The organism is Granulicoccus phenolivorans DSM 17626 = NBRC 107789 = JCM 15570, assembly GCF_000423085.1.
Lineage (GTDB): Bacteria > Actinomycetota > Actinomycetes > Propionibacteriales > Propionibacteriaceae > Granulicoccus > Granulicoccus phenolivorans.
Map to the genome: position 1 here is coordinate 13475 of NZ_AUHH01000013.1, position 13599 is coordinate 27073.

General features: G+C 69.1%; 9 protein-coding genes and 1 tRNA gene. 6 read left to right on the forward strand and 4 right to left on the reverse strand.

Annotation, left to right across the window (positions count from 1 at the left end; all coding sequences use genetic code 11):
* Positions 1-65: 65 nt before the first annotated feature.
* On the forward strand, positions 66-1580 hold the full coding sequence (locus G531_RS21005) for a sensor histidine kinase (RefSeq protein ID WP_051215166.1): 1515 nt from the start codon (positions 66-68) through the stop codon (positions 1578-1580).
* A gap of 88 nt (positions 1581-1668) precedes the next feature.
* On the opposite strand, the gene G531_RS0106770 is transcribed toward G531_RS21005, so the two are convergent.
* The gene (locus G531_RS0106770; protein WP_026926663.1) at positions 1669-1920 is read right to left on the reverse strand and encodes a WhiB family transcriptional regulator; all 252 of its coding nucleotides are present in this window, start codon (positions 1918-1920) and stop codon (positions 1669-1671) included.
* Between the two features lie 163 nt (positions 1921-2083).
* On the opposite strand from G531_RS0106770, the gene G531_RS21010 reads away from it, so the two are divergent.
* The gene (locus G531_RS21010; RefSeq protein ID WP_145978688.1) at positions 2084-2503 is read left to right on the forward strand and encodes a hypothetical protein; all 420 of its coding nucleotides are present in this window, start codon (positions 2084-2086) and stop codon (positions 2501-2503) included.
* A gap of 140 nt (positions 2504-2643) precedes the next feature.
* Here G531_RS21010 and G531_RS0106780 read toward each other — a convergent pair whose 3' ends face one another.
* The 3 genes from G531_RS0106780 to G531_RS0106790 form a co-directional block, all read right to left on the reverse strand.
* Positions 2644-2823: a DUF6104 family protein gene (locus G531_RS0106780; RefSeq protein WP_026926664.1), complete on the reverse strand. Its 180-nt coding sequence runs from the start codon at positions 2821-2823 to the stop codon at positions 2644-2646.
* Between the two features lie 26 nt (positions 2824-2849).
* A complete protein-coding gene (locus tag G531_RS0106785; RefSeq protein ID WP_026926665.1) occupies positions 2850-6653 on the reverse strand; it encodes a multifunctional oxoglutarate decarboxylase/oxoglutarate dehydrogenase thiamine pyrophosphate-binding subunit/dihydrolipoyllysine-residue succinyltransferase subunit in 3804 nt (1267 codons plus the stop codon).
* Positions 6654-6900: 247 nt separating this feature from the next.
* A tRNA-Arg gene (locus G531_RS0106790) sits at positions 6901-6972 on the reverse strand.
* A 121-nt stretch (positions 6973-7093) separates the two neighbouring features.
* Here G531_RS0106790 and lysA point away from each other — a divergent pair.
* The 4 genes from lysA to rho all read left to right on the forward strand — a co-directional run bounded on the left by lysA (position 7094) and on the right by rho (position 13570).
* Positions 7094-8494, forward strand: a complete 1401-nt coding sequence (gene lysA, locus G531_RS0106795; RefSeq protein WP_026926666.1) for a diaminopimelate decarboxylase — start codon at positions 7094-7096, stop codon at positions 8492-8494.
* 139 nt (positions 8495-8633) lie between these two features.
* Positions 8634-9968 (forward strand): homoserine dehydrogenase, encoded by a 1335-nt coding sequence (locus G531_RS0106800; protein ID WP_081683898.1) that lies wholly within the window; start codon positions 8634-8636, stop codon positions 9966-9968.
* Positions 9968-10930 (forward strand): homoserine kinase, encoded by a 963-nt coding sequence (gene thrB, locus G531_RS0106805; protein ID WP_081683899.1) that lies wholly within the window; start codon positions 9968-9970, stop codon positions 10928-10930. Before G531_RS0106800 ends, thrB begins: the two co-directional genes overlap by 1 nt.
* Before the next feature lie 453 nt (positions 10931-11383).
* Complete coding sequence (gene rho / locus G531_RS0106810) at positions 11384-13570, forward strand: transcription termination factor Rho (RefSeq protein ID WP_026926669.1); 2187 nt, start codon at positions 11384-11386, stop codon at positions 13568-13570.
* The last annotated feature ends 29 nt before the right edge of the window (positions 13571-13599 follow it).

Sequence of the window (13599 nt, forward strand, 5' to 3'; positions counted from 1 at the left end):
CATCTGCCCGGTTCCAGAAAAGCTGGTCCATCCGGGCGGGTCGCCCCCGTCGGTAGAGTGGTCCCATGGAGGCGATGCAACGGCTCATGGAGGATCACGGCGATCTGTCCGCCGAGGACAAGGCGTGGTTGATGCGTCTGGTCGGGGAGTGGCAGTTGGTGGCCGATCTGTCCTTCTCCGACCTGGTGCTGTGGATCCGGGATGAGGATCCACATGTGTTCTGGGCGGTGGCGCAGGTGCGGCCGACCACCGGCCCGACCGCCCTGGAAGAGGATGTGGTCGGTGACAACATCGCCTACAACTCCGATCACGGCGTCGCGGTCGCCTACCTCAGTGGCAGCACGGTGCGCGCCAGTGATCACCAACTGCAGTTGGGGATCCCGGCCGGGGTCAGCTCGATCCCGATCCGCCGCAACGGGCAGGTGATCGCGGTGGTGGAGCGGCACACCAATCAGTTCGGGGTCCGGGCGCCGGGGTCGCTGGAGGACAATTACCTGCAGATCTCCGAGCAGCTCGCCTCGATGCTCGCCAACGGCGAGTTCCCGCCCGAGGGCGAGCCCAGTCACCCCGAGCGCAGCCCCAGCGTCGGCGACGGGTTGATCCGGCTGGATGCGCACGGCGATGTCATGTACGCCACCCCGAACGCGGTCAGCGCGTACCGCCGGATGGGCCTGGTCGGCGATCTGGAGGACGAGAACCTCACCATGCTGACCCTGGCGGTGATGGCCCCGGCCGGAGCCGGCGGCGACCCGGAGGACCTGCGCGCCCTGATCAGCAGCACCACCGCCCGGGAGCGGATGATCTCGGTCGGGATGATCTCGATCCGGATGCGGATCCTGCCGTTGCACAGCGCGCTGTGGCCGGGGGAGACCCTGGTGCTGATCCGGGACGTGACCGAGCTGAACAAGCGCGAGCGGGCCCTGGTCACCAAGGACGCCACGATCCGGGAGATCCATCACCGGGTCAAGAACAACCTGCAGACCGTCGCGGCGCTGTTGCGGATGCAGGCCCGCCGGATCGATTCCGCGGAGGGCAAGGCGGCGCTGACCGAGGCGGTCTCCCGGGTCAGTGCCATCGCGGTGGTGCACGAAACGCTGTCCCAGGCCTTCGACGAGGTCGTCGAGTTCGACGGGGTCGCCGACCGGGTGCTGCAGATGGTCAGTTCGGTGGCCGGGTTCAGTCGTTCCCGGGCCCGGCGGGAGGGCACTTTCGGGCTGGTGGCGGCGGAGAATGCGACCAGTCTGTCCCTGGTGATGACCGAGTTGTGCCAGAACGCCTTTGAGCACGGCCTGGCCGGTCACCCGGAGGGAACCGTGCGGGTGCGTCCGCTGGCCGAGCCGGGACGCCTGCGGGTGGATGTGGTCGACGACGGAGCCGGCCTGGCCGAGGGGTTCAGTCTGGAGAAGTCGCCGAGCCTGGGGCTGTCGATCGTGAAGACGCTGATGGCCGATCTGGGCGGCACCTTCGAGTTGACGAACAATCCGGACGGGCCCGGTGCCCGGGCACGGATCCGGATGCCGATGCGGGATCCGCACGAAGCCTCGCCGGACCCCGAGTACTCCCTGTCCCCGCAGGGGTAGCTCCCGGTCCCACTGGGGTGCGGGCAGGCGTACGCGGGCACCAGACAGTCCCCGCAGCTTCGGCTGCGGGGGTGGTCGGTGATTCGATTCAGGCGGAGCGGAGTCGGGAGCGGGCCGCCCGACGCTTCATGGCGCGTCGCTCGTCCTCGGACAGACCGCCCCATACGCCGTGGTCCTGACCGGCTTCCAGGGCCCACTGGAGGCAAGCCTCCCGGACCGTGCATCGCTTGCAGACCTGTTTGGCCTCTTCGATCTGCATCAGGGCCGGGCCGGTGTTCCCGATCGGGAAGAAAAGCTCTGGATCTTCGTCCAAGCAGGCTGCCTCGTGGCGCCAATCCATGGCGGAAAACCACCCCTTTGACTAAAGCCGCCTTGTGAGCGGCGTGTTTCAACGTCCCAAGATTGGCAACTACTTCACCTGAAAACAAGACTTGACACGAGTGGAGCCATCCCTGGGGTGGTTTCATTCGGCCAACCCCGCCCACGTGGCGTAGAGTTGCCGGGTGCCCAACACTACCGAGGATCAACCCAGTTTGCGCAAGGTTTCGATTCCTCGGACCCTTCGGATTGCGGCCGTGGTCCTGGCGATCCAGGCCCTCGGGTTCGCCGCGTTCGCGGTGGTCGAGCTCACCAGCACCAATCCTACCCGGCTTGCGGTAGGAGTGGGTGCGTCGGTGTTCCTGCTGGTCTACGCCGCGCTGCTGGCCCTGTCGGGCTGGGGGCTGTGGCGGGGACGCCGCCTGGCCCGGGGCTTCGCGGTGACCGCCCAGGTGATCCACCTGTTCGTGGGCTATTCCTTCGTCTCCGGCCAACCCGGCCTCGGGTCGCTGCTGACCGGGGTTGTGATGATGGTCACCGCGATCGTGGTCGGGGTCTGCGTACTGCTGCCCTCCTCGACCAAGCGGCTGATCGGCCAGGACTGATCGCTCGGGCCGACCCACCGGCCCGGTGCTCCGGGCGCCGACCCATCGGGGGCTGAGTCCCCACCCAGGACGCAACGAGCCGGCCCGGGCCTCAGGCCCGGACCGGCTTCGTGCGTCTCATCCGATGGAAGGGGCGGCGCTCAGTCGTCGTCCTCGTCATCCAGGCGGGCCAGGTAGGTGGCCAGCCGTTCGATCGGGGTCTCGAACTCCGGATTCAGGTCGACGAAGTGCCGCAGTTCCTCCGCGAGCCAGGAGAAGGTGACCTCCTCCTGGCCGCGGCGGTTGTCCAGCTCTTCGATCCCGCGATCAGTGAAATACATCGCGCTGAACTCCGAACCGGTGCTGATCAGACCGCGACGGCGCGGTTGATCAGCTCCTTCTGCTGCTCTTCGTGCACGTGGTGCAGACCGACCGCGGGAGCCGAGGACGCCGGCCGGGTGATCGGGGTCAGCGCGAGCTCCCGATCCGGCAGGTACGCCGCCAACGCCTCCGGCAGGTTCGCGTGGATGAACGGCCACGGACCCTGGTTCTCCGGCTCGTCCTGCACCCACCGGATGTCGGTGACATGCTCGTAGCCGCGCAGCGCCTCCGCCAGTTCCTCCGCCGGCAGCGGGTAGAGCCGCTCGAAGGCGAAGATCGCAACCTCGTCGGCGCGACCGTCGGCCTCCAGCCGGTTCACCAGGTCCCAGCGGACCTTGCCGGAGCAAAAGATCAGCGTCTTCACCTTCGACTTGTCGGTGATCGAGTCATCGGAGATCAGCGGCCGCCAGTGTCCGGCGGTGAAGTCCTCCGGCATCGAGGTGGCGCGCTTGTTGCGCAGCATCGACTTCGGGGTCGCGATGATCAGCGGCCGGTGCCAGTTCACGTACGCGTGGGTGCGCAGCAGGTGGAAATGGCTGGCCGGGGTCGACGGCTGGCAGACCGCCATCGCGTCCTCGGCGCACAGCTGCAGCCAGCGCTCGATCCGGGCCGAGGAGTGGTCCGGGCCCTGGCCCTCGTAGCCGTGGGGGAGCAGCAGCACGATACCGGACTTCTGGCCCCACTTGGCCTGACCCGAGGAGATGAACTCATCGGCGATGGTCTGGGCGCCGTTGACGAAGTCACCGAACTGGGCCTCCCACAGCACCAGTGCCTCGGGCCGGGCCACGGAGTAGCCGTACTCGAAGCCGAGGGCGGCGTACTCCGACAGGAAGGAGTCGAAGACCTGGAACTGCGCCTGGCCCTTCTGCATGTTGCGCAGCGGCACCCACGGATCGCCGGTGACCCGGTCGGCCGTGGCGGCGAAGCGCTGGGAGAAGGTGCCGCGGCGGGAATCCTGCCCGCTGAGGCGGACCGGGCGGCCCTCCAGCAGCAGCGACCCGAGCGCCAGGATCTCCCCGGTGGCCCAGTCGATCGGGCCCTCGAGGATCTGCTTGGCGCGACGCTCGAGCTGCGGCTTGACCTTGCGGTGCAGGTGGAACCCGTCGGGGGCGTTGATGTGCGCGTCGGAGATGATCTTCATCGCCTCCGGGCTGATCGCGGTCGGATCCTGGCGGCCCCGCTTCTGCGGGTAGCGCGGAACCCGGACGTAGTCGTCGGGGACCTGGTCGTCGTCACGCACTTCCTTGAACACCTCTTCGAGGCGGTGCTGGAACTTCCGCATCGCGGCATCGGCGTCGTCGGTGGTGATGTCGCCGCGGCCGATCAGGGCCTCGGTGTACAGCTTGCGGGTCGAGCGCTTCTTGTCGATCAGGTCGTACATCAGCGGCTGGGTGAAGCTGGGATCGTCACCCTCGTTGTGCCCGCGGCGGCGGTAGCAGACCACGTCGATCACCACGTCCTTGTTGAATTCCTGGCGGAACTCGAAGGCCAACCGGGCCACCCGGACCACGGCCTCGGGATCGTCCCCGTTCACGTGGAAGATCGGCGCGCCGATCGACTTGGCCACATCGGTGCAGTACACCGAGGAGCGGCTGAACTCCGGAGAGGTGGTGAAACCGATCTGGTTGTTGACCACCACATGGATGGTGCCACCCACGCGGAAGCCGCGCAGCTGGGACATCTGCAGCGTCTCGTAGACCACGCCCTGACCGGAGAAGGCCGCGTCGCCGTGCATCAGGATCGGCAGCACGGGGAACTCGTTGCCCCGGTTGACGATGTCCTCCTTGGCCCGGGCGATGCCCTCCAGGACCGGATTGACCGCTTCCAGGTGGGACGGATTCGCCGCGACCGAGGTCTTGATGGTGTTGCCCGACAGCGCCTTGAACTCACCCTCGGCGCCGAGGTGGTACTTCACGTCCCCGGAGCCCTGGACCGCGCGCGGGTCGATGTTGCCCTCGAACTCCCGGAAGATCTGGCCGTAGGACTTGCCGACGATGTTGGCCAGCACGTTCAGCCGGCCGCGGTGCGGCATGCCGATGACGACCTCGTCCATGTCGTCGTTGGCCGCCATCTCGCACAGCTCGTCCAGCAGCACGATCGCGGACTCGCCGCCCTCCAGGGAGAACCGCTTCTGACCGACGAACTTGGTCTGCAGGAAGGTCTCGAAGATCTCGGCCTCGTTCAGCTTGTCCAGGATCCGCAGGTGTTCCTCGCGCGGCAGCCGGTCGGCCTTGCGCTCCACCGCCCGCTGCATCCATTCGCGCTGATCGCGGTCGGGCATGTGCATGTACTCGATGCCGACGGTGCGACAGTAGGAGTCGCGCAGCACGTCGAGGATGTCGCGCAGGCGCATGAACGGCTGCGGGCCGCCGAAGGAGCCGGTGGCGAAGGGGCGGTCCAGGTCCCACAGGGTCAACCCGTGGGTCTGCACGTCGAGATCCTCGTGGCTGCGCTGCACGTACTCCAGCGGATCGATGTCGGCCATGAAGTGGCCGGAGGTCCGGTAGGCGTTGATCAGCTCGAACACCCGGGCCTGCTTGCCGACCTGGGCCTCGTGGTCGATCGAGGAGTCCACCGCCCAGCGCGAGGGGGCGTACGGGATGCGCAGGGCCCGGAAGATCTCGTCGTAGAAGCCGTCCTCACCGATCAGCAGCTGGTGCAGCTTGCGCAGGAACTCCCCGGACTGGGCGCCCTGGATCACCCGGTGGTCGTAGGTGGAGGTGAAAGTCATCACCTTCGACACCCCCAGATCGACCAGCCGCTCGCGGTCCACGCCCTGGTACTCCGGTGGGTAGTCGATGCTGCCGATCCCGATGATCGTGCCCTGACCGTTCATCAGGCGGGGGATCGAATGCTGCGTACCCAGACCGCCCGGATTGGTCAGGGTGATGGTGGTGCCCTGGAAGTCGGACACCTGCAGCTTGTTGTCCCGCGCCTTCTCGACGATCTCCTCGTAGGCGGCCCAGAACTGGGTGAAGTTCAGATCCTCCGCGCCCTTGACCGAGGGGACCACCAGCTGGCGGGTGCCGTCGGCCTTCTGAAGGTCGACCGCCAACCCGAAGCCGATCGAGGACGGCTCGACCAGGTTCGGCTTGCCGTCGATCTCCTCGAAGGAGTTGTTCATCGCCGGGATCGCCTTGAGCGCCTGCACCATGGCGTACCCGATGATGTGGGTGAAGGAGACCTTGCCACCGCGGGTCCGACGCAGGTGCTCGTTGATCGCGGTGCGATTCTCGATCACCAACTGCATCGGGACGGTGCGGACGCTGGTGGCGACCGGAATGGTCAGCGACCCGTCCATGTTCTTCGCCGTACGCCCGGGCGCACCACGCATCACGGTCTTCTTGGCCGCACCCTTGTCGCTGACCGGGCGTACGGTCGGGTTCGGCGGGTCGGCGGGCAGACCACCGGGGTTGCCCGACCTGGCCGGACGCGCGTCCCGGACGATGTTCGGCTTCTCCACGGTGGCCCGGGGGGCGCCGGCCGAGGGGGTCGGCGCGGCGGGCTGGTGGCCGTTGGGCTGCTCGCCCCGGGGCTGGCCGGTGGGGGCCGCGGCCGGAGTCGCCGGCTTGGTGGCGGTGGCAGCCGGAGTGGTCGGCTGGTTCGAGCGGGCGACTGCCGTGGCCGAGCCGGTCGCCGCAGGGGCGGTCAGACCGTGGTCGCGGAAGTACTGAACCCAACTCGCATCCACCGACGTGGGATCAGCCTGGTACTGCTCGAACATTTCTTCGGCGAGCCAGTCATTGGCGCCGAAGCTGGGCTGGTTTTGGTCGGGCGCGGGGGCCACAATCGCCTTCTTCCGGGTTGACGAACGATGTGCGGCAGGTTGTGAAACTGCTCGCGTCGAGCCTACCCAAAGAATTTCGCGTCCGGCATGGCGTACACCCTGATGGAACGAAGTGGGACACCCGTGGTCGGGCCGCATTTGCCCGGTGTTCGCCAGCAGCGAAACGGAGCCATAACTCAGAGATGAGAAAACAATAAGGCCCGGCACTCGGGCCCGCCACAAATGTGGTCGGGCCCGGTGGCCCCAAGGGCGCCCCCGCGAGGATTCGAACCTCGGCTCCCGCCTCCGGAGGGCGGTGCTCTATCCCCTGAGCTACGGGGGCCTGGCTGCAGTTCAGCGGTTTTCCTTGCTGTCTCGCGGCCGTCGTACACACTAACAGGTTCATTGCCCTGTTGGCGAACCGAGGTGCTCCCGGCGCGTCGGATCTGGCAAAGTCTATGGCTATGACGCACATGCATGTGGCCGGCTCGATCCACGCCGACGCCGTGACCCCCGCCCCCAAGTGGCTGCGCGAACCGGACGATGTGAATGCCCTGATGCCGGGGCTGTGGAGCCAAACGGTCGAACGCGGCGCCGACGGGGCGCTGCGGGTCGGTGGGGTGGATGTGCGCACCATCGCCGCGGAGGTCGGCACGCCGGCCTACATCATGGACGAGGTCGATTTCCGGGCCCGGGCCCGGGCGTACGCCACGGCCTTCGCCGGCTGGGAGGTCTACTACGCGGCCAAGTCGTTCTGTTCGATCGCCGCCTGCCGCTGGGCCGCCGAGGAGGGCCTCGGGGTGGACGTGTGCAGTGGTGGCGAACTCACCGTCGCGCTGCGCGCCGGGGTGAACCCCGCCACCATCGGCCTGCACGGCAACAACAAGACGATCGAGGAACTCGAACTGGCGATCACCGCCGGGGTCGGCCGGATCGTGATCGACTCCTTCATCGAGATCGATCGGATCATCGAGCTGGCCCGGACCCATGGGCGCACCGTGCCGGTGATGGTCCGGGTGACCGCCGGGGTGGAGGCGCACACCCATGAGTACATCGCCACCGCCCACGAGGACCAGAAGTTCGGCCTGTCGATCGCGACCGGGGAGGCGCTGATCGCGCTGGAGCGCTGCCAGGCCGCCCCGGAACTGGACCTGCGGGGGATCCACTCCCACATCGGTTCGCAGATCTTCGACACCGCCGGCTTCGAGGTGGCCGTACGCCGGACCCTCGGGCTGCATGCCGAGCTCGCCCGCGCCACCGGGCAACAGATGCCGGAACTGGACCTCGGCGGCGGCTTCGGCATCCGCTACACCGCCCAGGATCAGCCGATCCCGCCGGCGGAGCTGGCCGCCCAGCTCAACGAGATCGTCGACCACGAGTGCCGGGCGCTGGAGATCACCCGGCCCGGACTGTCGATCGAACCGGGTCGCTCGATCAGCGGCCCGGCCGGGATGGCGCTGTATGAGGTCGGCACGGTCAAGGACGTCACCCTGGACGGGGGAGCGCACCGCTGCTACATCTCCGTGGACGGCGGGATGAGCGACAACATCCGGCCCGCGCTGTACGGGGCGGAGTACTCCGCCACCCTGGCCGATCGGCGGTCGGCCGGGCTGCCGCGGCTGTCCCGGGTGGTGGGCAAGCACTGCGAGTCCGGCGACATCCTGGTCCGCGATGAGTTCCTGCCCGATGACGTCACCCCCGGGGACCTGATCGCGGTGCCGGCCTCGGGGGCGTACTCGCGGGCGATGGCGAACAACTACAACCATGCGCTGCGGCCCCCGGTGATCGCGGTCGCCGACGGGAAGTGGCGCACGCTGATCCGGCGGGAGACCCTCGAGGACCTGCTCGGGCTCGACCAGGGGTAGTCCCGGCGCCACGGTGTTCGGGGGCCGCGGCCCCGATCCCCTAGGATGGGGCGGCGGGGTGCCCGCGTCCCTCCGGCGTGAGTTCCCGGCGCGCACGTCCCGCACCGATCAGCCAGTCCCACAGATGAGGTTCCGCTCCATGACCATGTCCCCCAATCCTGCTGGTCAGCGACGCGCGTCCGGGGACCGGACCCCGGTCCGGGTGGCCCAGCTCGGCTGCGGAGTCGTCGGCGGCGCGGTGGCGCGCCTGCTGGTCGCCCGCGGGGACGAGCTGTCCGCCCGGGTGGGAGCCCCGCTGGACCTGGTCGGGATCGCGGTGCGCCGTCCGGACGTGGTGCGGGAGGGGATCGATCCTGCCTTGTTCACCACCGACGCCCCCGCGCTGGTGGCCCGCGACGATGTGGACATCGTGGTCGAGGTGATCGGCGGGATCGAACCGGCCCGGACGCTGATCCTGGCCGCCCTGGAATCGGGCAAATCGGTGGTCACCGCCAACAAGGCCCTGCTCGCCGAGGACGGCGCCACGCTGTACGCCGCAGCGGAGGCGAACAATGTCGACCTCTACTACGAGGCGGCGGTGGCGGGGGCGATCCCGATCGTTCGGCCGCTGCGGGAATCGCTGGTCGGCGACGAGATCAACGCGGTGATCGGCATCGTGAACGGCACCACCAACTTCATCCTGGACAAGATGCACGCGGAGAAGTCCGGGTTCGACGACGTCCTCGCCGAGGCCCAGGCCCTGGGGTACGCAGAGGCGGACCCGACCGCGGACGTGGAGGGCTTCGATGCCGCGGCCAAGGCGGCGATCCTGGCCGGGCTGGCCTTCCACACCGACGTTGCCGCCCTGGATGTCTACCGCGAGGGCATCACCGAGGTGACCAGCTCCGACATCGCCGCGGCCGAGGAGATGGGCCATGTGGTGAAACTGCTGGCGATCTGCCGGTTGGCCGGCGACCGGGTCTCGGCCCGGGTGCATCCGGCGATGATTCCGGCCGAGCATCCGCTGGCGACCGTCGGCGGCGCCTTCAATGCCGTTTTCGTCGAATCGGCCAGCGCCGGGGAGCTGATGTTCTACGGGCCCGGCGCCGGGGGCGAACCGACCGCGGCGGCGGTCCTGGGGGATCTGGTCACCGTCGCCCGGCACCGGATCGCCGGGTCGACCGGGCCGAAACGGACCACCCATTCCAACCGGCAGGCGATCGCGATCGGCGACATCGAGACCCGGTACTTCATCAATGTCGAGGTCAACGACCGGCCCGGCGTACTGGCCGCGCTGGCGACCCGGTTCGCCGAACACGGCGTCTCGGTGCAGACGCTGCGCCAGGTCTCCTCGATCTCCAACCGGCCCGATACCGCCCGCCTGGTCGTGGTGACCCACCGCGCCAAGGAATCGGCCCTGGCCGCGACGGTGGCGGCGATCAAGGAACTGCCCGACGTGCATGAGGTGCTCAGCTTCATGCGGGTCGAAGCCTGATGGTCGGCCTGGCCGGGCTGCGGTCCGGACGCCCCGGCGGGGTGCCGGTGCCGGTCGGGACCAGGGTCCGGGTCCGGGTCCCGGCGACCAGTGCCAACCTGGGCCCCGGCTTCGACGCGCTCGGGCTGGCCCTGGACTGGGTCGACGAGCTCGAGTTCGAGGTGATCGAGGACGGGGTGCGGGTCGAGGTGACCGGCGAGGGTGCCGACAGTCTGCCCCGTGACGAGTCGCACCTGATCGTGTCCACCCTGCGCAACGGGCTGGCCGCGCTGCACGCCGAGGCGCCGGGGCTGGTGCTGCGGGCGCACAACACCATCCCGCACAGTCGTGGCCTGGGCTCCTCGGCCGCCGCGATCGTGGCCGGGCTGGCCGGCGCGTGGGCCCTGGCCCGGCGGGACGAATCCGCCGCTGGGCGGGTAGGGGACCGGCGGGGGCTGGACCGGCAGTGGCTGCTGGAACAGGCCACCGCGATCGAGGGGCATGCCGACAACGTGGCCGCCGCGGTGCTCGGGGGGTTCGTGATCAGTTGGACCGTTCCCGGGGTCCGCGCCGTCACCGCCCGGGTGGATCCGGGCGTACGGGCGATGGCGTACGTCCCGGCGCGGCCGGTCTCGACGCGCTCGGCGCGCGGGGCGCTGCCGAAGCTGGTCCCGCACGCTGAGGCGGCGCTCAACTCCGGGCGCGCCGCGCTGTTGGTGCACGCCCTGGCCGCGGCGCCGGAGCTGTTGCTGCCGGCCACCCAGGAATGGTTGCACCAGGGGTATCGGGCGGACCTGATGCCGGAGTCCACCGAGTTGATCGGCCGGTTGCGGGCCGCCGGGCATGCCGCGGTGGTCAGCGGCGCCGGTCCCACCGTGCTGGTGCTGGGGACCGAGGCCGAGATCGCCGCCCTCGAGCCGGAGCCGGGCTTCCGGGAGTACCGGTTGCGGCCCGGCGCCGGGGTGTCCCTGGTGCGCGACTGAGCGCCGCTCGCCGCACCCAGCGTCACCTTCGGTAACCGAACGTCCCGGCGCACCGAAGCTGCCTGCCCAAAGGTGACGCTGCCCGACCGAACCGAAGCCCGATCCTGCCGACGGATCCGGGCACCCCGCGCGGGCATTCGGGAAGAGTCGCCGCGTCGATTTGCGCGTTTGTGGGACGGGGTTGGTATGGTGGTTGGTGCGTGGAGTTCTTCCCGCCCACCGACCAACTGTGGTCAGGCCTCGTTGCAGACAAGCACCGCTGTTTCCTGCAAACATCGCTGCTCACCTGCTCGGTTCCCAGCAAAGATCATTCCGTCGATTCGAGAACCGACCCGAATGATCCGAGTACCTCCGAGGATGCGCTCGTGCTGAGTCGCCGGTACCGGGGTTCCGAGCAGCCGCGCCGGGGCGCTGCCACGCACTCTCGAACAACGGTCCCCCGAAAGGACACACGTGACCGAAGTAACCGAACCCACTGCGGGCCAGCCGGCCGACGCCACGACGGCAGCGCCGGACTCGGACAACCGCACGGCCCCTCGCACCGGGCGCCGGGGTGAGGGCCTGGACGCCATGGTTCTGCCCGATCTGCGCAAGCTGGCGACCTCGCTGGGGCTGCGGCGTACCGCAGGGATGCGCAAGGGCGAGCTCATCGAGGCCATCAAGCAGGCCCAGTCCTCGGGTTCCTCCCCGCGCTCGGGTGCACCCGCAGCGGCGCCGGACCGTGCCTCCGGCGCTGCGGAACTGCCCACCGGGTCCGCCGCGCCCACCGAGTCACCCGCACCCGCCGCGGCGGGCACGAACGGCAGCGGCTCCGCCCCCGAACCGGAGGCTGCGACCCGCCCCGAGCGCGCGGACCGACCGGCCGGCGAGCAGCACGCCGCGGCCGAGTCCGGTGCCGCCGAGGAGTCCACCGGTACGCCGGGCGGCACCACCCGGACCGGGGACCGCGAGTCGGCGCACGAGGCCCGCGAACCGCGCAACCGCCGCGATCGACCGCGCCGCGACCGGCGCGACGCCGAGGCCGAACCTGCCGTGGATTCCGACATGGCCCGCGAGATCAGCCGTCGGCTGGAGGCCGAGCGCCGCAACTTCGCCGGCGACCGCGCCGAGTCCCAGCACGGCGAGGATGCCGGCGAGCGGAACCGGCGCGAGGGCCGCGACAACCGCTTCGATCGCGAGAACAACAACCGCGCCGAGCGCGACCACAACCGGAACGACCGCGATACCAACCGGAACGACCGCGACGCCAACCGGAACGACCGCGACGCCAACCGGAACGACCGGGGCGAGCGCAACGACCGGAACGAACGCAATGACCGGAACGACCGGAATGAGCGCACCGACCGGAACGAGCGGGAGAACGATCGCAACTCCGCTCGCTACGACGATGACGACAACGGGCCCGGGAACCGGCGCAACCGTCGCCGGCGCAGCCGGGACCGGCAGAATCGGCGCCCCCGCAGTGGCGGGATGGGCAACCTGGAGACCGAGCCGACCATCGCCGACGACGACGTCCTGCTCCAGGTGTCGGGCATTCTCGACATCCCGGACAACTACGCCTTCGTCCGCACCACCGGCTACCTGCCCGGGCCGAACGACGTCTACGTCTCCCAGTCGATGGTGAAGAAGTACGGACTGCGCAAGGGTGACGTCGTCGCCGGAGTGGTCCGCCAGCCGCGCGAGGGCGAACGCAAGGAGAAGTTCAATCCGCTGGTCCGGATCGAGTCGATCAACGGCGACGAGCCGGAGAAGGCCAAGGACCGGCCGGAATTCGGCAAGCTGACGCCGCTGTACCCGCAGGAGCGGCTGCGCCTGGAGACCACGCCGAACCAGATGACCACCCGGATCATCGACATCGTCTCCCCGATCGGCAAGGGGCAGCGCGGCCTGATCGTGTCCCCGCCGAAGGCCGGCAAGACGATGGTCCTGCAGTCGATCGCCAACGCCATCACCACCAACAACCCCGAGGTCCACCTGATGGTGGTGCTGGTCGATGAGCGTCCCGAAGAGGTCACCGACATGCAGCGCACCGTCGACGGGGAAGTGATCGCCTCCACCTTCGACCGGCCGGCCGATGACCACACCACCGTCGCCGAGCTGGCGATCGAGCGGGCCAAGCGCCTGGTCGAACTCGGCATGGATGTGGTGGTCCTGCTGGACTCGATCACCCGGCTGGGCCGGGCGTACAACATCGCCGCACCGGCGTCGGGCCGGATCCTGTCCGGTGGTGTCGACTCCGCCGCGCTCTATCCGCCGAAGAAGTTCTTCGGTGCCGCCCGCAACATCGAGAACGGTGGTTCGCTGACCATCCTGGCGACCGCGCTGATCGAGACCGGCTCGAAGATGGACGAGGTGATCTTCGAGGAGTTCAAGGGCACCGGCAACATGGAGTTGCGGCTGCGGCGGGAGTTCGCCGACAAGCGGATCTTCCCCGCCATCGATGTGGACGCCTCCGGCACCCGGCGCGAGGAGTTGCTGCTCAGCCAGGCCGAACTCGCCATCATCTGGGGCCTGCGGCGGGCGCTGTCGGGCATGGATGGCCAAGGCGCGCTGGAAATGCTGCTCAAGCAGATGCGCAAGACAAAGTCGAATGCGGAGTTCCTGATGGTGATCTCCAAGACCACCCCGGGTCGCGACTGAGCTCCGGACTGCTCCGGTCAACCGGCCCC

Coding starts and splice junctions, on each gene's coding strand:
- G531_RS21005 (WP_051215166.1), top strand. CDS start 66: ATGGAGGCGATGCAACGGCTCATGGAGGATCACGGCGATCTGTCCGCC.
- G531_RS0106770 (WP_026926663.1), bottom strand. CDS start 1,920: ATGGATTGGCGCCACGAGGCAGCCTGCTTGGACGAAGATCCAGAGCTT.
- G531_RS0106780 (WP_026926664.1), bottom strand. CDS start 2,823: ATGTATTTCACTGATCGCGGGATCGAAGAGCTGGACAACCGCCGCGGC.
- lysA (WP_026926666.1), top strand. CDS start 7,094: ATGACGCACATGCATGTGGCCGGCTCGATCCACGCCGACGCCGTGACC.
- G531_RS0106800 (WP_081683898.1), top strand. CDS start 8,634: ATGACCATGTCCCCCAATCCTGCTGGTCAGCGACGCGCGTCCGGGGAC.
- thrB (WP_081683899.1), top strand. CDS start 9,968: ATGGTCGGCCTGGCCGGGCTGCGGTCCGGACGCCCCGGCGGGGTGCCG.